This is a genomic window from Butyrivibrio sp. XPD2006, from assembly GCF_000420865.1.
In the GTDB taxonomy this organism is placed as follows: Bacteria; Bacillota; Clostridia; order Lachnospirales; family Lachnospiraceae; genus Butyrivibrio.
The window spans coordinates 53,310-76,334 of record NZ_ATVT01000010.1; the positions used below are offsets into that span (position 1 = coordinate 53,310).

Consider the following 23,025-nt stretch of genomic DNA (forward strand, 5'->3'; position numbering starts at 1 on the left):
GAAAGAAAGGCAGGTACACTCCAAAGGGATAGGTAATTAAAATATTCAGGGAAAGGATGGTACACTCCACCAGCATACTAAGTGAGTTTTAGAAAAAGAAATTAGAAGTATTGTAAGAAAGTAAGTATCAGAACGACAGCACTTCAAGTACATGATTAGTGGTTATGACAAAATCTCCACCTTGCAACCACAGCATCTAAATGCAAAAGTTAATGGAACGATGGGGCTGAGAATTGGAGGATTAGTCCGTTGGACGTAATAACAATTGAATTTGATGAGTACTCGGCATAAGGGCAGAAGCAGGTAATATCGATGAAGCTTCTGCCCTATTTGTGTGTTTACAGAACTGTGAATGACAACGTAGTATGCGCAAGAAAATGTGTGCTATGTACCTTTTTGTGCTATCATATAAATTAGAAAATAGTTTGATTGGGGATACAGATGGCACGTTTGGACGAACAGGATTTTGATGAGAAAAGACTGGCTCGAAGAGCGCGAAGAAAAAAGAGCCAGCTTGCAGCATATATAACCTTGGGCGTGATATTCCTGGTAGTGGTTGGAGTACTTGTATTTGGTATCCATATGCTGAGGAAGAGCCTGGGAGTGAAACCGAATACAGAGGAAGTGGCACCGGAGGCTGTCCAGGAAGCTTCTGAAGAACCGGCGGTGATAGAAACTCCTGAAGAAACCGAGGAGGTTCAGGAGTATACAGAAGATGAACTGATGGATGAAGTCCTTGGAAGCATTATTTCCGAGATGACACTGGAAGATAAGGTGGCGGGGCTTTTCCTTGTTACTCCTGAGCAGCTGACAGGAGTCGATACTGCGGTGAAGGCAGGTACAGGAACACAGGAAGCTCTTTCCAATTACGCAGTGGGCGGAGTTATATATGCTCCCAAGAATATTAAGTCTACAGATCAGATAAAAGAGATGCTGGAGACAACAGCTACAATGAGTAAGTATCCGATATTTACTATCCTTTCGGAGCAGTCAGGTGTTTCTGATTCAGTAAGGACAACGCTTGGAACAGGACCGGAGGGTGAGATCACAGATTCTCAGACAGCTATGGATGCAGGTAATAAAGCAGGAGCCGAACTCTTTAAGAATGGGTTCAATTTTGCGGTAGGACCTGATATGGAAGTTGTTGAGAATGGAGAATTCGGATCGGATATAGATACTGTTAAGGAACTTACGAGTGCCTATGCCACAGGACTTCAGGATGCGGGAATTACATCCTGCGGATATCTTTTCCCGCAAAAGGGCGATACGACTTCGGGTATGGCAGCAAGTGAGTCGACCAGAGAAGATCTTGTTATCGGTGAATATGAGGTCTTCAAAAATGCCATTGACTCCGGCATAGGAGCGATGATGGTATCAAATGTTTCGCTCCCGGAACTTACGGGAGATAATACACCGGCTTGTCTTTCAGATAAGATAGTTGAGGATGAGCTGAGAGGAGCGCTGGGGTTCGAAGGTGTTGTTATCACCGCTCCTTTAAATGAAAAAGCAGTTACTGAGTATTACACATCGAAAGATGCTGCTATAGCAGCCATTAAGGCTGGAGCAGATATGATATACATTCCTGAAAATTTTGAAGAGGCTTACGCTGGCTTACTGGCAGAGGTTCAGGACGGTAACATCAGCGAAGAAAGAATTAATGAATCCCTCAGAAGAATTTATACTATCAAGTATGCCGACAGAGTCAGTCGGATATCTTCAGGTGGGTGACATACTCGAAACTAAAGGAATGCATATGCATTCCTTTTTTGTTTATTTAAAATAAAAAATAAATAATTTTATAAACCAGGGGGTAAACATGGAAGAACGCAGAAGTATCAACAGAATTGAGTTTTTGGCAAACAGTGTTATCGTGGACAGACAGACTCTTGAAAAGTTTTATGGACAGGTTAAGAATGTCAGTCCGCTGGGAATCGCGATCACGGTTGATAAGCGAGTACCCAATCTTGTTGGTAGGGATATGATAGTTGTAACAGAAACAATGATCATGTACTCTGAAGCGGTCAGAGAAGATCAGGAACTCGGGCCCAAGAAATCAGTGGCTTTTAAGGCAAGGAAATTTACATCAGATGTACTCCAGTATCTGTTTGAACAGATTGGAATTGACGAGGAACCGCAGGAATAATTTGTTTGGAAGAGGAGTATCATTATGAGAAAAAATGAACTTACTAACAGAAGACTGGTCTCAGCACTTACAGTTGGAATTTCAGCAATGATGGCGCTTGCGATGCCTATAACCGCATATGCGAATGGTGAGCCGACAGCTCCACCTGATGATACTCCGGATACAACTACTGAAGGTGAAGCTCTTGCTTCTCAGGAAGATAATGCGCCGGCAATTACAGAGCAGGCTGAAGAACAGGCAGAGGTTGTTCAGGAAGCTGCAGCAGGAGAAGAAAAGCAGGCAGAGGAAGGCGAACAGCAGACTGAGGCAGGAGAACAGCAGCTTCAGAGCGCTGCTGTGGAGGCTGAGGCTGCTGCACAGGAAATACTTATTTCAGAAAATGCAGCTGTTGCAGGCGAAGCGGGAACGTCAAAAGATAACGAAGCAAATAAAGCCATAGAAAATGTAATAGAAGCAGCAAACGCGATAGTGAACGACAGCGAGGCCGGAGATCCGTCTGCACTGTCTTCTCTTGATGCTGCTGCTGATAAAGCTGCTGAGGTAAAACAGGATCTGGATGATGCCGGAGAAGCAGATAAAGAGGCTTCTGCGCATGAAGAGGATGTGGTCAATGAAGCCAAGGCTGCTTTTGAAGATGTTAAGTATGCAACAGAGAAAGCTGAACATATGGTTCAGGATTCCATAGAGACTCAGGAAAAAGCAGATGCTCTGATAGAATCAATAAAAGAAGCAGGCACTGCGGAAGAAGCAAACAAAGCATATAACGATCTTGAGAAGCTGGTTGTTGATACCAAGTCTACTCTTGATGCCATGAAGGAATTCTACGACAATCTGACCAAGCAGTATGAGGCAGCAACAGCGAACCTTAAGGCTGCAGAGGAAAAGATGGAACTTGCTGAGAAGGAATACGGCGATAAAATTAACAGCGCTGATGAGAAGACTCAGGAAGCTCAGAAGGATATTGAGGAAGCCAAGAAGAAAGTTGATAATCTGGCAGAAGCTCTTGATATTGTCGGTGACAAGCTTGAAGATGCTCAGGAAGCCGATAATCTCAAACAGACCAGCGGAGATAACTGGAAAGGTAAGATAGGTGGTAACATTCCAAAGAACCGCGCTGTAATGGAGTCAGTTGTCGAGAACTACTTCCTATCACAAAAGCTTGATATTGATGTGGTACAGGGACCGGAATATGAAATCAAATGGCAGTACATCAAGGACGGAACCGATAACGATGAAGGTCTTGTATCAATTGAAAAGCAGGAATATAACGCTGCAAAGGTTACTTTCTACTATAGAGATAAAGACGGAAAAATAAAACCGGGCACAAAATACTTTAACTGGGATAGTATAGAAAAACAGGGCAGTAACAGCGACTGGCACAGTGGTGCAAGGTCTACCAACGGAAATGTTATCGTCGTTTATGAAAAGACAGAGGAAGAACTGGGTGCCACAAGATATCTAAATCAGAAATACAATAAGATTATCAAGAACACCAATAAGCTTAAAACAATGGTTTATAATGGCGAGTTGGATGTCTATGTTTATGAGGACAACGGAACTAAGGTATATAAAGCTATTGATGAAATAAACGAGATGATTGCAGCAGGCACCATCGGCAAGAATGAAGACGGAAGCATGTATATTAAAGATGCTGATGGCAATGATACCGGCATGCAGCTTCGTCTGGTAGTACAGAACCAGAACAATCTGTTCCACAATGCAAATTGCCTGGTTGTAGGTAGTGATGCCAACGTTAATTATTACGCATATGATGCCAAGTCTCCGGTTTCATCATCACTCAATGAAAGACTTGGCGGTGATAAGCTGGCCAAAATCCTTGAAGAAAGCGCAGCTCTCAATAAGTTTATCAATGGACAGTCAACTAAGGATAATAATGCCGCAGCCCTGGCTGATAAATATGTCGGTTTTGAGACTGCAACAGAAAAGGCTCAGCAGGCGGTTGCGGTAGCACAACAAGAGGCAGAGAAGCTAAGTGAAGCCATAGATGACCTTAAGAATCAGAAAAAGAGATCGGTTCTGGCTGTAAATGCTCTCGGTATTGAAGATGTTGCTACATACTTTGGGCTGGAGGTTGATCAGGAGAGAGCCGATGAACTGAACAAGATGACAGTCAGAGAGGTTCTTACTGAGCTGGACAAGATGCTCGATGAGTCTAACAAGAAAGTGGAAACAGCCCAGAATAATCTTACAAGGCTTCAGGAGGGATTCGGAAATGCCAAGGCAGACCTTGACAATACACTCCTTCGTCTCAATCCGGTTCGACCTGTAACGGTTGAGACTACAGGAGACGTAGCAAGTGTGGTTGAAGATATCATTGCAGCAAGAGCTGCGGCAGCAGTGGTAACTCCTGAGGAAGCACCTGCAGCGGCAGTGGTAACTCCCGATGAAGCACCCACAGTTGCAGCGACAGCGGTGGCTCCTGCAGAAACGGCAGCAGTTCGGGCAGCAGATAATGCATCAGCACCTGTAGCACAGGCGGTTGTGCCGGCAGTAGACTATGTGGCACCTGCAGCACAGGCAGTTGCACCTGCAGCAACTGTAATAGCTCCCGAAGAGACTCCTTTGCAGGACTCTGCTCCTGTAGTAGTTGACCAAAGAAGAGCAGCACGTCAGGCATCTGAGAATGCATTGACAGCCGGCGGAGATGAAGCTATAGCAGAAGGTGCCGGAACGGGAGAAACAACTACAATTGAGGATGGCGGTGTTGCACTTGCAGATGCCGTAGATACAGAGACAGGTGAAGTCAGAGAAGATAAAAACGCAGCTACAATAACCATTGAGGATGAGGATGCGGCCAAGGGACTTCTGGAAGAAGCTCCTGTAAAAGAAGATAATATGGGCTTCTGGTGGCTGCTTCTTATAGCACTCTTCGGAGAAGCCGGAAGAGAGATGTACGTGAAGCATAAAAAGAAACAGGAAGAGAAAGCCAAGATAGATAAATAATTGCTGATAATAAGGGAAACCGGCACCTTTAAGGTGCTGGTTTTCTTGTTGTTGGTGTATAATAGTTTTTTGAGGAAAACTATATTGGGGGATATAAAATGCTACACCTGATCGCACAGATGTATGTGACTCTTGGCCCTGTTATTCTGTCAGGGATATTCAATATGATCTTTTGCAAACTTAAAATTCTGAAAACCATGCAGGTTCCAATGGATGGCGGCCGTGTTCTGCGTGATGGAAACAGGATATTTGGTGATAACAAGACCTGGAAGGGATTTTTGGGATATTTGATCTTTGGCACCGTATTTACAGTGATATGGGGATTCGCCATCAGAAATACTGCTCTTAATTCGCTTGATTTTTTCTATATAAACAATGAGAATACGCTTACTTTCAATATGATTGTCGGAGTTTTACTTGGACTTGCCTATGCGCTTTTTGAGCTTCCCAACAGCTTTGTAAAAAGAAGACTTAGCATAACTCCCGGTAAACCTGCGACGGGAATAAAAAAAGCAATCTTTGTTTTTGTCGATCAGGCGGATTCAATATTTGGCTGTGCCCTTGTGGTATGGTTTTTCTATGATCTTGGAATTCTTAAATACATTGGATTTGTAGTGGTGGGCGCAGTAACTCACATTATTTTCAATATGCTGCTGTACTTTGCTCATCTGAGAAAAAATATGTTCTAAAAGGGGAAAACCACGTGACATTTGAGATAAGAGACAAGAACGCACAATTAAAGGGAGTGGGAAATAAAGCCGGCAATCTTTGGCTTATGAAGAGGCATGGCTTCAGAGTTCCGAACGGACTGATCCTTGATGGCGATACTTACACCGAAACCATTAAACTAAACGGAATACAGAAGCAGATAGATGAACTGCTGTCAGAGCTTAACAAAGATAATGTTAAGAGTACATCAGAGAACCTGATAAAACTCTTTGACAGAGCTGAACTTTATGGTGCTACAAAGCTGGACATTTCAGCTCATACAGATACCGGTAAGCTCTACGCAGTGCGAAGCAGCTGTATGGCAGAAGATCTTAAGGATTTTTCGTTCGCAGGGCAGTATGACACCACTCTGAACGTAGAAAAGAAGGACATTGCAGAGAGAGTAATTGACTGTTACAGGTCCATGTTTTCGGAGACTGTCCTGAGCTATCTTGCAGATAACAAGATACCTGCTTCGGATTACAGGATGTGCGTTATCATTCAGGAAATGGTCGATGCAGATTACAGCGGTATTGCATTTACGTTAAATCCTGCAACCGGCAATGACAAGGAGATGCTGATAGAGGTATCCGAGGGTCTCGGAGAGAACATCGTCAGTGGGAAGACCAAGCCTGAGCAGTATCTTTACGACTGGTATGATCTTCATGAAAACAACAGGAACCCGGAGAACAAACTCATCAGCCCGGAGAAGCTTGCGGATTTTGCAGAAATTTTTACCGGTATCCAGCTGCTTTTTGGCGTACCCTGTGACATAGAGTTTGCGGTAAAAGACGGAGAACTCTTTATTTTACAGGCCAGGGAGATAACCAAAATCCAGTACCGGGGGATCAAGGACCTTTGGACTACAGCTGACTTCAAGGACGGAGGAGTTTCTGCCAGCGTGTGCACTCCTTATATGTGGAGTCTTTATGAGTATATCTGGGAGCATGCTCTCAGACGCTTTATAGTTGATACGGATATTCTCAGGGACGAAGAACTGCCTGTGAAGCTTGGCGAGATGTTCTACGGACGTTGTTACTGGAACCTCTCCGCAGTCAAGAAAGCCATGAGCCGCGTTATAGGCTACAAGGAAAGAGACTTTGACAATGAGTACGGTATTTCTGGAAACTATGAGGGCGATGGTCAGACAACAGGCGTGACTCCCGGAACTTTATGGGGAATGGCCAGAATTGCCATCAAGCAGAAAAAGCTCCTTGATGACAGAAAGAAGAACTCGGAACGCTATAAGAGAGAACTTCTTGAAATTTACACAGATTACAAGACAAAATATGACAATGATGAGATAAAAGACATACAGTCGGATTTTTACGATCTTACTCACGAGAGATATCTGCGCAGTGAGACAACCTATTTCTGGCAGATATTTATAAACACTATACACCAGTCCATATTCAAGGACAGCCTGCTTAAGTATGTCAGCGAGAGCGACTACATAGCTCTTTTGGGAAGCATTGATAACATTTCACACCTCCTTCCGTTTTATGATATGTGGGAGGTTACAAGAAACATCAGAAATAGCGATGAAGCTTTCACATACTGGCAGGATACCAATACAGAGGATATTGCAAAAGATCTTTTGGCAGATTCTCATATGCTGCCACAGGTAAGAAAGCTCATTTCTGATTACGGGTATCATTCCGACAAGGAGCTTGACGTGACCTATCCCTGCTACTATGAGGATCCGCTTCCTATCATCGTCATGGTAAAAGACATGGTGATGCTGGATGACAGTTACTCACCGATGGAGGATAAGGAGAGGGGCACACGGGTTTACAGGCAGAAGCTTGAGGAGTTAAGAGAAAGAGTATCCGAGAAAAAGTTTAAAAAGCTCAGTGCCAAGATAGAAGGCATGAGAAACATGCTCTGGTGGAGGGAAGAATTCAGAGATGTTTCCACAAGGTTCTACTACCTGCTCAGGATCTATACTATCAGGTATGCCGAGAAGCTATGCGCAGATGGCGTGCTTAAAAATGTTGATGATGTATGGATGCTCAAGGTGGGCAATCTCTGGGATTATATTGCAGGCAAACTAAGCGCTGCAGACCTCGATAAGATAATCGAGAAAAACAGAAAGTACTACAACTGCTATAGGAATTACATCAGTGATAACGAACTGGGATGTGATTTTGCGCCTCTGAAGGGCGATGAAAACAATGCTTTTCTGCAGGGACTTGGAGCAGGAAACGGACAGATTACAGGAACTGCCAGAGTTATAGAGGATTTCTCTCAGATAGGGCGTCTTCAGGAAGGTGATATTCTTGTTACTCGATTTACGGATACAGGCTGGACTCCGAAGTTTGCAATTCTGTCGGGGATTGTCACGGAGTACGGAGGTATCCTGTGCCATGCTGCAATTGTATCTCGTGAGTACGGGATACCGGCGATAGTCTGCTGCAAGGATGCCATGACGCAGATAAAAGACGGGCAGATAATAACCATTGACGGAATGACCGGAAGAGTTGTCCTCGATGTAAAAAACACTAAAGAAACCGGAGAAGAATAATGATTGGATTTTGGAATAAATCAGTGATCCTCACATATTTCGGTATGGGGGTTGCTGTTTTGGGAATGATAATTGCAGTGGCAGGAATAGATGTGAGGTACGCCTTTGCGTGTTTTATGGTGGCAGGAGTGTGCGATCTCTTTGACGGCTCGGTTGCCAGACTATTTAAGCGGACTAAAGAGGAGAAGGCTTTTGGAATACAGCTGGATTCTCTTGCGGACGCAATAGATTTTGTGGCACTTCCAATAGTGATCTTTTCAGCCATGGGGATGACACACGTTTATCAGATAATTCTGTATCTTATATATGCACTGTGTGCTGTGGCAAGGCTTGGATATTTCAATGTATATACAGCCGATGAAAACGGACCGATCAAGTATTATACGGGACTTCCTGTAACATATTCAGCTCTGATATTTCCGGTGGCATATCTTTTAAAATACTTTATTGATGCCACGACTTTTGAAATCATCTATACCATTGTTATCCTGACTGTAGCTGCGCTTTACATTCTTAAGGTCAAGGTTATCAAGCCAAGGGGAATCGCGTATGCCTTTTTCGGGATACTTGCAATTGTAATGCTTGTTATTTATCTGGTGATACCATGAGAGTTTACGACAGATCCAGGAAAAAATATGAAGAGGCTGAGCAGTATGGAGGCGGTGCACTGAAGTTTTTATATACTAACCCGGTGGGGCGTGTATTATTAAGGCTTGCAGTTTCTCCGCTTATTTCCAACGTCTACGCCTGTTTTATGTCATTGCCGTCCAGTGCCAAAAAGATACCGGGATTTATAGAAAAATATGGCATTGATATGTCAGAGTATGAGGACAGGCCATACTCTTCCTTCAATGAGTTTTTTACAAGACGCTTTGCGCCCGGTGCAAGAGATGTGGACTCTGATATTGAGGCCTTTGTTTCGCCTGCAGATTCCAAGCTCCTTGTTTACGGTATAGATGAGAATCTCAGGATGAATATCAAAGGCAGTGAGTATACACTGACAGATCTTTTGGGTAAAAGAGATCATGCAAATGATTTTGAAGGCGGATATGCCCTGGTGTTCAGACTTTGTATGGATGACTGCCACAGATACTGCTTTGTGGACGATGGGCATCTTGCTGATCATTACATGATAAAGGGCAGGCTTCATACCGTAAGTTCAATTTCAAAGGATCATAAAATATACAAAGAAAATACCCGTGTGGTTTCTGTTCTGGACACAGCCAATTTCGGAAAGCTGATCCAGATTGAAGTCGGCGCGATGCTGGTTGGAAGAATAAACAACAGCTATCCCGAGAACTTTAGAAGAGGAGACGAGAAAGGCTTCTTTGAACCAGGCGGCTCCACAATCATTATCCTTACTAAAAGAGATGCTGTAGCCATTGACGAGGATATTCTAGCCCAGAGCAGAAACGGCATTGAGACAAAGGTTAAATACGGAGAGAAAATAGGTAAGAAAAAATGTTTGGAAGATTAAGAATATATTTTAAGGAGAGATACCCGATCCTGGCAAGGCTCGTACTTGGCTGTATCGTATTTCTTGAGATTCACTTCATCATTCTGTTAAATGAGGGAATCACCAGCTTCAATATATCGATACAGGAATTCATAGGTGCTTTTACGGTGTTTGCGTTTTTAATGTGGCTCAGGATCGCAGATGATCTCAAGGACTTTGAGACGGATAAAGCTCTTTTCCCTGACAGGCCTCTGCCAAGCGGCCGCGTATACAAAAAGGACGTTGTGATAGTATGCATAATAGTTCAGGCTATAGCGCTTATTCTCAACTTCCTGTTTATGAATAACTTTCCGTTCTGTGTGTTTTTGTATTTTTATGGCTACCTTATGAGCAAATGGTTTTTCCAGAAGGCCAAGATACAGCCATCACTCCCGCTTGCTCTGGTGACACACAATCCGGTGCAGATGATCATAAATCTATACATCATCTCTTTTACCGTCATCAAATACGGAATAAGACCTGTAACACTGATAAACATCATGGCACTTTGGACCCTGTACTTTCCTGCGCTTATCTGGGAAGTATCAAGGAAGATCAGAGCGCCCAAGGATGAGAATGATTACACCACATACTCCAAGCTCTTTGGATATGTGAGATCCACAAGGTTTGTAATGATACTTACCATCGTAGATATCATCACCAATTTCATTCTGGTCTACAGACTCAATCGCATTTCAGTGCTTGTACTTTTCTGTCTTGTTTCCTGGATGACCTGGAAGTTTATCCAGTTTATGAGAGATCCCGAGAAGTTCGTGCTGGTAGACAAGGTGGAGATATACACCTATCTTCAGGAGTCCACTATGCTGCTCACAATAGTTGTTTTTCTCCTGGTAGGAAGGATTTAATATGTCAGGAAACAAAATAGGCAATCTTCAGCTTTTAAAGGAAGCCGGCTTTAACGTTCCTGAGTTTAGGAAGATTCCCTTTTCGGCTGTGGTCGACAGAGAGAAATATAAAAGCCTTCTTGGTAAAAACAAAGATATAAACGCTGAGGAATATAGGAAAACAATAGATGCTTCATGGCGGGAAGACTTTGATATACAAAAGTTTCTGGACTTCGAAAAAGACATATCGATGTTTTCCGTGCGAAGCTCCTGTAATGTGGAAGACGGTGAGGAGCTGAGCTTTGCCGGACAGTTCGAAACCTTTTTAAATGTCGGGACCAAAGACCTTGGAAATAAGGTTTCTGAAGTCATCCGCTCACTGGCAAATCCCGGACTTATCGACTATGCCCGAAACAGTGAAGCAGCCCTTTCCGATATCGGAATGGACGTCATTGTTCAGGAGATGATATTGCCGCGGCTTTCCGGTGTCATCTTTTCCTCGAATCCTCAGGGAATCCTCAACGAAGCGGTTATCACAGTCGGCGAAGGCACAGGCGATGGCGTGGTCGGCGATCTTACGGACACATCATCTTATTACTGCAACAGAACGGATGATGAGTATTACTGCGAAGGCGATACGGATTTTCTTACGGCAAAAGAAATTTCGGCGCTGCTTGAGCTTACCGACAGGATAAAAGCTGTCACAGGCGAATTTATAGATATAGAGTTCGCCATAAAAGGCGATGAGATATTTGTGCTTCAGGTAAGAAACATCACAACCCTTAAGGGAGAGACACCGCTAATTCTTGATAACAGCAATATCGTTGAGAGTTATCCGGGACTGTCCCTGCCTCTTACGATTTCTTTTGTAAAGCTTGTTTATGGCGGAGTTTTCAGAGGCGTGAGCAGGCGTGTTCTTAAGAATGACAAAGAGCTCTTAAAGCACAGCGACATATTTGAAAACATGGTAGGGAGCGCCAATGGGCGTATCTACTACAAGATAAGCAACTGGTACACCATGCTCAAGTTCCTGCCTTTTAGCAGCAGGATAATCCCGGTATGGCAGGAAATGCTCGGTGTGGGTAACAAGACCTATGACAAGGAAGATGTGAATTTAAGTCTTCCGGTCAGGATAGGTACATATTTAAATTCACTTTATGAACTGATCAGAGTCCCTAAGGGAATGAAGGAACTTGATGACGAGTTCTCTAAGGTGAATGCTGAATTTTATGAGAAGTTTAGTGACGAGCTTTCACCAAAAGAACTTATTGAGATATTTAATGATATCAGGAAAAAGCTTTTCGATATATGGGATGTAACCCTGCTCAACGATATGTATGCTTTTATATTTACAGGACTTCTCAAGGCACGCATCAGAAAAAAGGGTGGAGATGAAAAGACTGTAAATGAGTACATATCAGGTATATCCGACATAGAGAGCATGAAGCCGGTCAGCACTCTTATAGATATAGCTCTTAATAAGGACAGGTACACCAATCTTCAATATGAAGAGGTGAAAAGAGATTATATCTCAAAGTACGGAGACAGAAATCTTGAGGAGCTTAAGCTTGAGAGCAGAACCTTCAGAACCGATCCTCAGCTTTTTGACGAGCAGATAGAGACCATCAGAAATAGTGAAAATAAGGATAAACTATCAGGCTATATGCATAAGCCTGCCCCGCTCGGGAGAGAAGGCGGTATCACAAGGTTTTTGTCAAAGCGCGCAGCTATGGGAATTGCAGCCAGAGAGAAATCAAGGCTTAACAGGTGCAGAGCTTACGGAATTGTGAGACAGATCATGCTTTCACTCGGCAGCAGCTATGAAAGACAGGGCCTCATTGATGCGCAGCGGGATATTTTTATGCTGACTCTTGATGAGGTGTTTGACATGGCTGAGCATCCTGTCCGGATGACTGATGAAATCGCAAAAAGAAAAGAGCTGTACAGGATGTATGATAATCTTCCTGCGTACTCAAGACTTATATTTGAAAACAGCGAGTTTGATAAGAATCACAGATCAGTAAATCATTATGTAAAAAAAGAAAGCAGGAATGAACTTACGGGAGTTCCGTGCTCGGGAGGTATAGCAAGAGGCGAAGCTCTTGTTATTAACGGACCTCGCGACAAAGCCTCTGTGGAAGGTAAGATACTTGTCACAAGAATGACCGATCCCGGCTGGGTGTTTATGCTGACAACCGCCAAAGGTCTGATATCCGAGAAGGGTTCCTTATTATCCCATACCTCGATCATATCAAGAGAGCTGGGAATCCCTTCGGTTGTGGGTGTTAAGGGACTTTTGGAAAACGTTGAGTCGGGAGATATCATATCAATGGACGGAAATACAGGTGTCATAAGGATAGAGAGGAAAAGCTGATGAAAAGTTTCAGACTCCTTAGAATGAGTGACAATCAAATAGCCAAAAGAACCTTTATTCGTGATTTTTGTTCTCTGCCCAAAAGGCTCTACAGCAGTAGGGACAACATGGAAGATCCATCCACTATGAAGAGCCTGTTGGAAGGAATGCATCCCTTAAACCCGTATTTTAAGCTGGAACCGTTTATTGTATATGACGGCAAAAGACCTGTGGGACGATTTGCCATTACATCCTATGAAGCAGATACTACCGCATATCTTGGCTTTTTTGAATGCGAAAACAACAAAGAAGCATCGCGTTTCCTTTTTGGAAAGGCAGAGCAGTACTGCAGAGATAAAGGCTTTTCAAGAATTGAGGGACCTGTTAATGCATCATTCTGGGTGGGATACAGATTAAAGATAAATCGCTTTGATGTCGCCCCTTATACCGGAGAACCATACAACAAGGACTATTACTATGACCTTTTTCTGGATGCGGGATTTAAGGTATCCCAGCACTACACATCAAATCTGTATCGCTCCATAGACGAGAGCTATGTAAATGATAAGTATGAAGAGAGGTTTAGCTCTTTTACCGGGCTTGGTTACAGGATTGAGAGTCCCGAGCCCGAGAATTTCGATAAGTGCCTTGGGGATGTATACCGTATGGTGACCGAGCTCTACAGCGACTTTCCGATCTTTAAGAATGTATCAGAGCATGACTTCAAAAAGGTCTTTTCATCCTACAAGCAGATAATGAATATGTCCATGACCAAGATTGCCTACTACAAGGACAGGGCAGTGGGCTTTTATGTGAGCGTTCCCGATTACTCAAATATCGTATACCACATAAATCCTTTGAATCTCATCAGGATCCTTAAGCTGAAAAAGAATCCAAAGCGCTATGTGATGCTGTATATGGGAGTTGAGCCCGAGCATCAGGGACTTGGGAAAGCAATAGTTTATTCCGTTATGAAAGAGCTGATGAAGAGCGGACTCCCCAGTATCGGTGCTCTTGCAAGGGACGGCAAGATAACGCAGAAATATGCCTTTGATGATGTTACTGATGTCTATGAATATGTACTTTTGGAGAAAGAGATATGAGTTACGGCGCAGGAGCTAACAGGCTCGATGAATTCTTGAAAAGAGATTACGAGAAATGGAAAGACAGACCCTACCTTCATCATGAGGTTGGAGCAGTTACGGATAAGACCTTCGGCGAGTTCATAGAAGATGTCAATTATGTCGCAGAATACCTTGTGGATGAAGGCTTTAAAGGCAGCAATATAGGAATCTACTCGCCCAATTCCATAGAGTGGATGACCATCGATGCAGCAGTGATGAACTATGTAGGCATCAGTGCGGGTTTCCCGAAGGAGTGGAATGAAAACGATGTGCGATACGGACTTAAAAAGTGCGATATCCGCTGCCTTTTCTACAGCAGAGTTCTCTCTGAAACAGTGGATGCTTTAAAACCTGATTTCTCAGATGTGCGCTTCATTTGCATTGAGGATGAGTGGGACAATATCCTCAGGGCAGGCAGGGATAAGCTTGATGGCATGTTTTCACTTGAGGCAGCAGATGATAATAGCGCGGTAAGGATAGTCTTTACCAGCGGAACAACTTCTTTTCCCAAGGCTGTATTGCTGAACTTCACCAATATCTTTTCGGGCTGGAGATCCCTTGGCAGACGGGTATCTGTAGGGAAGGACGATATCTGCTATCTGTTCCTTCCGCTTAATCATACCTACGGAGGAATATTCAACTTCCTGTATTCACTGGTCTTTGGATTTCAGGTATACCTCGCAGGTGCCATTCACAAAATGGCAGAAGAGATGATGAAGATACGGCCTACAATATTCTGTGCAGTGCCTATCGTTCTCATAAGAATGGAAGAGGGCGCCAAAAAGGCAGGTGTTCCCGTATCTGCATTGTTCGGGGGACGGATGAAATATCTGTTCTGCGGAGGTGCTGCGCTTTCTGATGAACTCAGGGGAGCCTACGAGGGGTGCGGGCTTGAAGTCCTTAATGCATACGCTCTGTCGGAGACTTCATCTTCGCTATCAATCGATTATCCGGGGGATCCTGTTCGCGACAGCGCGGGAACTGTTTTTGAGGATATAGCAGTCAAAGTTGTTGCCCCTGATGCTGATGGCTTTGGTGAAATTGCAGTAAAGGGTGATAATGTATTTGCAGGCTACTACGGTGATGAAACCGCAACGGCAGCAGTTTTTACGGACGATGGATTCTTTCTTACAGGAGATATAGGATGCATCAGGGATAAACATGTCTATCTTAAGGGAAGGAAAGATGCAAGGCTGACCTTTGCCAACGGTGAGAAGATTTCAGCAACTGCAGTGGCTGAGAGGGTTAAGAGTCTTGATGATTCGATTAAGAGCGTCAAGGTATATATCAGAGACAACATTCTTACCTGCGATATTTATATAACCGGAGATCAGGCAGCTGACTCTTTTGACAAAATAAGCGCTCTGATCGATAAAGACAATCAAAGCGCCTCAAAATACGAGAGAGTAGGAAACTTTAATCTCTACAGTGCTGACAGACTGCTTAAGTGAGCACTCAGTCTCTTGGCCTCATATAGAAATTACCCGTAATCTCCTCGGTCCTTATGGAATTGATGAAAGCATTCGGATCAATTTCACGGATCTTGGGGATAATTTTTCTTGTGTCGGCAGCACTGACGATGGAGTACACAATCTTTTTGTTCTTGTGGGCAAAAGAGCCTTCGCCGTCAATCAGTGTTGCTCCGTGCCCGCAGACGGAGTAAATCATAGAACAGACTCTGTCGGGCATATCGGTGATGATAAAAAGAGTCCTTTGCTGATATGTTCTGTACAGCGTGTGCAGAGCTGTGGTTGTAACATACTGGAATATCATTGAGTAAAGAGCTTTATCAAGACCGAACAAAATACCTGCGATACTAAGAATGACTACGTTTCCGGCAAGAATGTAGGGAAAGGCGTCGACACCCTTTTTCTGGGACAGGAATATGGAAATAAAATCTGTTCCGCCACTGGTGGCATCAACTTCAAGGCACATGGTTATTGCGACGGCGTTCAGAAGTCCGCCGAATACAGCCACAAGGAGTGGATCCTGGGTCACTGCGTAATCCGGGAGAAAGTCGACGAAGAAACCGTTTGCAACTACCATGACCAGTGAGAACAGAGTGAATCTTTTTCCGATATACTTAAAACCAATGTAAACAGGAATGGCATTTAACAGGACGGTTACGGGGGTATAAGGAATAGATGCTCCCCAGTATTTGAGAGCAATACGCTGGATGATAATAGCAATTCCCGTCGCTCCGCCGGGATATAGTCCTCCGGCGTTTACAAAGGAATTGATATTCATGGCCATAAGAAAAGCAGCTAAAAGGACTACAACCAGCCTTACAGCATCTTTTCTGAGCATCATCTTAAGTTTATTGGTATCTGTTTTTTTCATAGTTTAAGTATACAACTTTTACGTCTTTAGCGCCTTATTTCATATATCTTTGGAGATATCTTTGTGTTCATGTAAATATCCGCATACTGAGAGGCGGATAAGTTCTCAACGTAGTTTAGCTGGAAGTTCTTTTTTATGCCGTTTTTGATGAGAATATCGGCTGCTTTGTTATAGGCTATGGCTGCCTCTGCCTCTGTGTTGTACTTACCGACAACATAGTTGCTTCTGATATGTATTACGGCCTTGTACTTTACAAAACCCTTTTCCGCAAACTGCCTTACACCGCGGTATCTGTTGAGAATGATGATGTTTTCGTATCTGAAGTCTGACGGGTCTTCATTGGCAAAGCGATAGTCTCTGCCTTCAACCGCATAGCTCTTTATTCCGTAGCGTTCACGGATTGAGATCTGGCTTCCGTAGTCTGCCACAAACAGATGTGTTCCTCTTTGCATTATCTTGTGGGATGAGTAATAGAAGAGGTCATCTATATCGAACTTAAGGATCTGCGTGGGAGATAAGTAATATAGGAAATATTTTTTTTCAAGGTAAATGGGATTTGATATATACATTCCCTTATCCCGGTAATTTATAAGGGATACGAATTTTTCGAAACTAAGAGCCATATCCTTTTTGTAGGAGGGGATATCTATGGCTTCGTTTTCAAGAACGGCAGCAGCTTCCTTGTATGCTTTGGAAGCTTTTGTTATTTTAGAAAAACTTCCCAGGGAAATATGTTTGCCAAAATAAGTTATAGAAGCCCTGTAGGAAGGGGTTCCGTCTTTTAAGAAAGTTGAATATACACCAATATAATTTTTTTTGCTCATTTTTCCCCCAAATGATGCAGTATTATGGTATACTTTAGTGAAATTTGTTTTTATACATTCATTTTATATGAAGTTATATCTACGTGTCAAAATGGAGGAGAACCAATGCCCAAGGAAGTTTTGTATTCTAGCACCAGAGGTGATAAGTGGAGTATAAAGGCATCTGAAGCTATCCTGCGCGGTCTTGCGCCGGACGGTGGACTTTATGTTCCCAATTTCATCCCACATCTTGAGAAGTCACTCAGGGAAATCGCATCCCTTTCATATCAGGAAACAGCATATGAAGTTATGAAACTGCTTCTTACGGATTATACTGAAGAAGAGCTCAAATACTGCATTTCTCACGCTTATGATTCCAAGTTTGATACCGAGGAGATCGCTCCTTTGTCAGAGGCGGGCGGTGCATATTTCTTAGAGCTCTATCACGGCTCAACCATTGCATTTAAGGATATGGCACTTTCAATTCTGCCTTACCTTATGACAACAGCAGCCAAGAAGAATGCGGTTAAGAACGAGATCGTTATCCTGACAGCAACAAGCGGAGATACAGGTAAGGCTGCTCTTGCAGGCTTTGCGGATGTTCCCGGCACCAGGATCATTGTCTTTTACCCTAAGCACGGTGTAAGCCCTATCCAGGAACAGCAGATGGTTACTCAGAAGGGTGACAATACTTGTGTAATCGGTATCGAAGGCAACTTCGACGATGCTCAGAACGGCGTCAAGAAGATATTCACAGACGCAGAGCTCAGAAGTGTTATGGATTCCAAGGGATTCCAGTTCTCATCAGCCAATTCCATCAACATCGGAAGGCTGGTTCCTCAGATTGTTTACTACGTGTATGCATATTCAAGACTCCTCAAGGAAGGCAGAATTGCAGATGACGACATTATAAATGTGGTTGTTCCCACAGGTAATTTCGGAAACATCCTTGCTGCTTATTATGCAGGCAAGATGGGTGTACCGATCGGTAAGCTTATATGTGCATCAAACTCAAACAAGGTTCTGTTCGACTTCTTCCAGACAGGTGAGTATGACAGGAACCGTGACTTCGTACTTACAAGCTCACCTTCAATGGATATTCTCATCTCATCAAACCTTGAGAGACTCATCTACCATATTGCAGGTGATGATTCTGAGGCTGATGCAGCTTACATGGAGAAGCTGACCAAGGAAGGCAGGTATGAGATCACAGATGCCATGAGAGAGAAACTCTCAGACTTCTACGGCGGATTTGCAACAGAAGAGGAGACCTTTAATACAATTAAAGATCTTTTTGAAAAATCAGGATATCTTATTGATACACACACAGCTGTAGCTGCTTCGGTGTATAATAAATATAAAAAGGAAACAGGCGACAATACCGTTACGGTAATTGCATCAACAGCAAGCCCATACAAGTTCACAAGAAGCGTTATGAATGCTCTTGGCAAAAACGATGAGAGCAAGGACGACTTTGAACTTGCTGATAAGCTTTCAGAGATTTCGGGAGTCGAGATTCCGGCAGCAGTATCATCTATCAGAAATGCCGAGATCAGACATAAGACTGTTGTCGATAAGACAGAAATGGAGGGAGCAGTTAAGGCCTTTCTCGGAATCTGATTTAATAAATAACGGAGGTGCGTATGGATTTAGGCAAGGGATATTACTCAGAAAACACACCCGAGATTGTTGAGCTTTCCGAGCTTTCAAGGGAGGCGGATCTCATTGAGAACGAGCTATTTGTTAAATACGATGTAAAAAGAGGTTTGAGAGACCTTAACGGTAAGGGCGTACTTACCGGACTCACCAGAATATCAGAGATCATTGCCAAGAAGGTTGTAGACGGCAAAGAGGTTCCTGCCGACGGTGAGATATATTTCAGAGGTTATGATGTACACAAGCTGGTAGAATCGGCTGTCAAAGAGAACAGGTTCGCTTTTGAAGAATGCGCATACCTTCTTCTGTTTGACAAGCTTCCTACGGGAAAAGAGCTTTTTGAGTTTGAGAAGCTCCTTGGAATCTATAAGTCACTTCCACCAAGCTTTGTAAGGGACGTTATCATGAAGGCTCCCAGCCGTGACATGATGAATACACTGGCCAGAAGTGTACTTACTCTTTATTCCTATGACGACCTTGCAGATGACGTTTCACTACCTAACGTACTGAGACAGTCACTGCAGCTGATAAGCATGTTCCCGCTTTTGGCTATTTACGGGTATCATGCATACAATCATTACCATGAGGGCAATTCCCTCATTATCCATCCGCCCAAGGAGGAACTTTCAACGGCAGAGACTATTCTTTATCTGCTTCGTCCCGACAGCCAGTATACCGAGCTGGAGGCCAAGCTCCTTGATATTTGTCTTGTGCTTCACATGGAGCACGGTGGTGGTAACAATTCATCCTTCACAACTCATGTTGTGAGCTCGAGTATGACCGATACATATTCGGTTATCGCAGCTGCAATCGGATCCTTAAAGGGACCGAGGCACGGCGGAGCCAATATCAAGGTTGTTCATATGTTTGATGACATTGAGGCCAATGTCAAGAACTGGAAGGATGAGGAAGAGGTCAAGGCATACCTTGATAAGATCCTGAACAAGCAGGCTTTTGATAAGGCAGGACTTATTTACGGTATCGGACATGCTATTTACTCAAAGTCTGACCCGAGAGCAGTTATCTTAAAGAGCTTTGTACAGAAGCTTGCTGCAGAGAAGGGAATGGAAGACGAACTTGCTCTTTATGAGATGGTAGAGAGGCTTGCCCCTGAACTCATTGCAGGTGAGCGCACTATGTACAAGGGTGTCTCTGCCAATGTCGATTTCTATTCAGGCTTTGTTTACAGAATGCTTGATCTTCCTGAGGAGCTCTATCCGACAATCTTTGCCATTGCTAGAATTGTTGGCTGGAGTGCTCACAGAATGGAAGAGCTTGCCAATAACGGCAAGATCATTCGTCCGGCTTATATGGCAATCGAACCCAGAAAAGAATACGTCGAAATGGATGACAGAAAATAACACAAGATATTAAAAAGCCCCGGATCAATGCGATCAGGGGCTTTTTGATGCGTTTCTTATGGGATCAAAGTCCGTATTTGGCTGCGATAAGAGGAGCAACCTTGGATGAACCGATACGGCTGCAACCTGCCTCGGCATATGCAAGAGCGTCCTCGATTGTGCGGATTCCACCGGCTGCCTTGATCTTAACGTCAGGACCGATGTTCTTCTTGAAGAGCTCGATATCCTCAAGAGTAGCACCTGCTGTTCCGAATCCTGTAGATGTCTTGATGTAATCAGCCTTAACGTCTGTAACGATCTTGCAGAGCTCTACCTTCTCATCCTCTGTGAGGTAGCAGGTCTCGATGATAACCTTAAGAAGTTTGTCTCCGCAGGCCTTTCTGATCATCTCAAGTTCCTTTTTAACTTCGTCATATCTGTGATTCTTAACATCGCTGATGTTAACAACTGTATCGATCTCGGAAGCACCGTCAGCGATAGCGTCCTTGGCTTCTGTAACCTTGGAGTTTGCGCTGTTGTATCCAAGAGGGAATCCGATAACTGTGCAGAGCTTTAAGTTGTCTCCGTACTTGTCATGTACTCTCTTGAGATATGTGGCAGGAATACAAACTGTTGCTGTTCCGTATTTTACTGCCTCGTCGCAAAGTGAAACAATGTCTTCCCATGTTGCATTGGGCTGAAGCTGTGTGTGATCGATAAGTTTGAGAATATCTTTTTCGTCCATGTTAGAATTATCTCCTTGTTAATTAAATGAAAATTGCATTTTGTAGCACAAATATTATAAACTATACTGTGTCAAAAAGAAACATGTTAGGAGGAAACAACAATGTCAACTGAGAATTCAGTAATAAAAGACAGACTTTTGCGACTTCGCAAGAAGATGGCAGAAGAAGGAATAGATTACTATATGATGCCAACTTCTGATTTCCACAATTCAGAATACAGTGCGGATTTCTTTAAGGTGAGAGAATATTTTTGCGGATTTGACGGATCAAACGGAACACTGGTTGTAAGCGCTGATGAAGCAGGTATGTGGACAGACGGAAGATACTTCATTCAGGCTGAGAACCAGATGAAGGGCACGGGAGTCATTCTTTTCCGTATGCTTGAGCCGGGTGTACCCACAATTACCCAGTACCTGTGCAAGAATATGAAAGAGGGACAGGTTCTTGGTTTTGACGGCCGTGTTGTATCAACCAGTATCGGAGAGAATCTTGAGAAGAAACTGGCTGAGAAGAAAGTAACACTTAAGTTTGACAAGGATCTTGCTGAGGAAGTCTGGACAGAAAGACCTGCTCTTCCGTGCCATGATATGTATGTCCTTTCGGACGAGCTCTGCGGAATGAGTTTTAAGGAAAAACTCTCGGTTGTCAGGGAGAAGATGGCTGAGATTGGATGTGAGTTTTATCTTCTTAGTAAGCTTGACGATATTATGTGGCTCACAAATCTTCGAGGCAACGATGTAGAGTGTAATCCTGTGGCTCTTTCCTATGCGATCATAACCAAGGATGAGTTTACTTTGTTTGTTCAGGAAAAAGAGATCACAGACAGCGTAAAGGCTTACTGTGACAAGGAAGGTATTATTGTCAGAGACTATCACAGCCTTATAGCAGAGGTTGATAAGGTATCTATGACCGGTAATGTACTGGTTGATAAGAGAAATACCAATTTCCTGACCTTTAAAACTCTGGAAAAGAAAGCAAAGGAAGCGGGAGTTTCACTAAGAAATGAGAAGGATCCCACTGAGCTTTTGAAAGCCTGCAAGAATGACACCGAGATAAAGAACATCAGAGAGGTTTATGTTCGAGACAGTGCCAAGCTTACTGAGTTTATCTACTGGGTTAAGTCAAATGTCGGCAAAACTGAGATTACAGAGTATTCGGCAGCGATGAAGCTTGACTCCATGAGAGCAGAGCTTCCCGGATTTATTGAACTCTCTTTCCCGACTATCAGTGCCTATAATGCAAACGCTGCCATGGCTCACTATGAGGCAACTGAGGATAACTATGCTGTAGTTAAGCCTGAAGGAATGCTGCTTGTTGATTCGGGCGGAACTTACATGGGCGGAACAACCGATGTAACAAGAACCATTGTTGTGGGAGAGATAAGCGATGAGATCAAGCGCACTTACACTGCAACAGTAGTGGGAATGCTCAGGCTTGCTAATGCAAACTTCCTCGAAGGGTGCTCCGGCAAGAACGTTGATATCCTTGCGCGCCAGTGCCTCTGGGATATGGGAATTGATTACAAGCACGGCACAGGCCACGGAATCGGATATATTCTCAACGTACATGAAGGCCCTCAGAACATCAGATGGAGATTTACACCGGGACAGAATGAAGCACCTCTCCTTCCGGGAATGATAGTGTCCGATGAACCCGGAGTATATATTGAAGGCGAGTATGGAATCAGAATTGAGAATATCCTTGAGGTGGTTAAGGGAGAAGAAAATGAGTACGGACAGTTCCTTCATTTTGCACACCTTACCTATGCGCCTATTGATCTTGAAGCCATCGATAAAAAGTATATGGAACCAAGGGATGTAAAGGCTCTCAATGACTACCATGCAGAGGTCTACAGAAGGGTCAGCCCGTTCATAAAAGATGCAAAAATCCTTAACTGGTTAAGGCAGGCTACAAGAGAAATTTAATTGTAAAAAGAGTGTAAAAAAACGCCAAAAGCCTTGAAAATAAGCGCTTCAAGCGTATA

The 23,025-nt window shown here is 43.5% G+C and carries 17 protein-coding genes; 14 read left to right on the top strand and 3 right to left on the bottom strand.

Going from position 1 to position 23,025, the window contains the following annotated elements; translation table 11 throughout:
• Positions 1 to 441 precede the first annotated feature (441 nt).
• The 11 genes from G590_RS19375 to G590_RS0112010 all read left to right on the top strand — a co-directional run bounded on the left by G590_RS19375 (position 442) and on the right by G590_RS0112010 (position 15,607).
• Positions 442 to 1,728 carry a glycoside hydrolase family 3 N-terminal domain-containing protein gene (locus tag G590_RS19375; protein ID WP_022765905.1) on the top strand — a complete coding sequence of 429 codons (1,287 nt, stop codon included), beginning with the start codon at positions 442 to 444 and terminating at the stop codon, positions 1,726 to 1,728.
• Between the two features lie 88 nt (positions 1,729 to 1,816).
• A complete protein-coding gene (locus tag G590_RS0111965; RefSeq protein ID WP_022765906.1) occupies positions 1,817 to 2,143 on the top strand; it encodes a hypothetical protein in 327 nt (108 codons plus the stop codon).
• Positions 2,144 to 2,167: 24 nt separating this feature from the next.
• Positions 2,168 to 5,107: a hypothetical protein gene (locus G590_RS0111970; RefSeq protein WP_022765907.1), complete on the top strand. Its 2,940-nt coding sequence runs from the start codon at positions 2,168 to 2,170 to the stop codon at positions 5,105 to 5,107.
• 98 nt (positions 5,108 to 5,205) lie between these two features.
• On the top strand, positions 5,206 to 5,796 hold the full coding sequence (locus G590_RS0111975) for a CDP-archaeol synthase (RefSeq protein ID WP_022765908.1): 591 nt from the start codon (positions 5,206 to 5,208) through the stop codon (positions 5,794 to 5,796).
• Positions 5,797 to 5,810: 14 nt separating this feature from the next.
• Complete coding sequence (locus G590_RS19380) at positions 5,811 to 8,339, top strand: PEP/pyruvate-binding domain-containing protein (protein WP_022765909.1); 2,529 nt, start codon at positions 5,811 to 5,813, stop codon at positions 8,337 to 8,339.
• Positions 8,339 to 8,947: a CDP-alcohol phosphatidyltransferase family protein gene (locus G590_RS0111985; protein ID WP_022765910.1), complete on the top strand. Its 609-nt coding sequence runs from the start codon at positions 8,339 to 8,341 to the stop codon at positions 8,945 to 8,947. The genes G590_RS19380 and G590_RS0111985 overlap by 1 nt, the downstream gene beginning before the upstream one ends.
• Entirely contained in the window at positions 8,944 to 9,816 is an 873-nt protein-coding gene (locus G590_RS0111990; RefSeq protein ID WP_022765911.1) for a phosphatidylserine decarboxylase, read from the top strand. Before G590_RS0111985 ends, G590_RS0111990 begins: the two co-directional genes overlap by 4 nt.
• Entirely contained in the window at positions 9,801 to 10,700 is a 900-nt protein-coding gene (locus G590_RS0111995) for a UbiA family prenyltransferase (RefSeq protein ID WP_022765912.1), read from the top strand. Before G590_RS0111990 ends, G590_RS0111995 begins: the two co-directional genes overlap by 16 nt.
• A gap of 1 nt (position 10,701) precedes the next feature.
• Positions 10,702 to 13,053: a PEP/pyruvate-binding domain-containing protein gene (locus G590_RS0112000; protein ID WP_022765913.1), complete on the top strand. Its 2,352-nt coding sequence runs from the start codon at positions 10,702 to 10,704 to the stop codon at positions 13,051 to 13,053.
• Positions 13,053 to 14,135, top strand: a complete 1,083-nt coding sequence (locus G590_RS0112005) for a hypothetical protein (protein ID WP_022765914.1) — start codon at positions 13,053 to 13,055, stop codon at positions 14,133 to 14,135. The genes G590_RS0112000 and G590_RS0112005 overlap by 1 nt, the downstream gene beginning before the upstream one ends.
• The gene (locus G590_RS0112010) at positions 14,132 to 15,607 is read left to right on the top strand and encodes an AMP-binding protein (RefSeq protein WP_022765915.1); all 1,476 of its coding nucleotides are present in this window, start codon (positions 14,132 to 14,134) and stop codon (positions 15,605 to 15,607) included. Before G590_RS0112005 ends, G590_RS0112010 begins: the two co-directional genes overlap by 4 nt.
• A 4-nt stretch (positions 15,608 to 15,611) precedes the next feature.
• On the opposite strand, the gene G590_RS0112015 is transcribed toward G590_RS0112010, so the two are convergent.
• Positions 15,612 to 16,496, bottom strand: coding sequence for a YitT family protein (locus tag G590_RS0112015; RefSeq protein ID WP_022765916.1), 885 nt, complete (start codon positions 16,494 to 16,496; stop codon positions 15,612 to 15,614).
• A 26-nt stretch (positions 16,497 to 16,522) separates the two neighbouring features.
• Positions 16,523 to 17,320, bottom strand: coding sequence for a hypothetical protein (locus tag G590_RS0112020; RefSeq protein WP_022765917.1), 798 nt, complete (start codon positions 17,318 to 17,320; stop codon positions 16,523 to 16,525).
• Between the two features lie 105 nt (positions 17,321 to 17,425).
• Between G590_RS0112020 and thrC the strand changes: the two genes are divergently transcribed.
• Together thrC and G590_RS0112030 are read left to right on the top strand one after the other, a co-directional pair.
• Complete coding sequence (gene thrC / locus G590_RS0112025; protein WP_022765918.1) at positions 17,426 to 18,919, top strand: threonine synthase; 1,494 nt, start codon at positions 17,426 to 17,428, stop codon at positions 18,917 to 18,919.
• A 23-nt stretch (positions 18,920 to 18,942) separates the two neighbouring features.
• Complete coding sequence (locus G590_RS0112030; protein WP_022765919.1) at positions 18,943 to 20,316, top strand: citrate/2-methylcitrate synthase; 1,374 nt, start codon at positions 18,943 to 18,945, stop codon at positions 20,314 to 20,316.
• A gap of 64 nt (positions 20,317 to 20,380) precedes the next feature.
• On the opposite strand, the gene deoC is transcribed toward G590_RS0112030, so the two are convergent.
• Positions 20,381 to 21,040 (bottom strand): deoxyribose-phosphate aldolase, encoded by a 660-nt coding sequence (gene deoC, locus G590_RS0112035; RefSeq protein WP_022765920.1) that lies wholly within the window; start codon positions 21,038 to 21,040, stop codon positions 20,381 to 20,383.
• Between the two features lie 102 nt (positions 21,041 to 21,142).
• Between deoC and G590_RS0112040 the strand changes: the two genes are divergently transcribed.
• Positions 21,143 to 22,966 carry an aminopeptidase P family protein gene (locus G590_RS0112040; RefSeq protein ID WP_022765921.1) on the top strand — a complete coding sequence of 608 codons (1,824 nt, stop codon included), beginning with the start codon at positions 21,143 to 21,145 and terminating at the stop codon, positions 22,964 to 22,966.
• Positions 22,967 to 23,025: the final 59 nt, after the last annotated feature.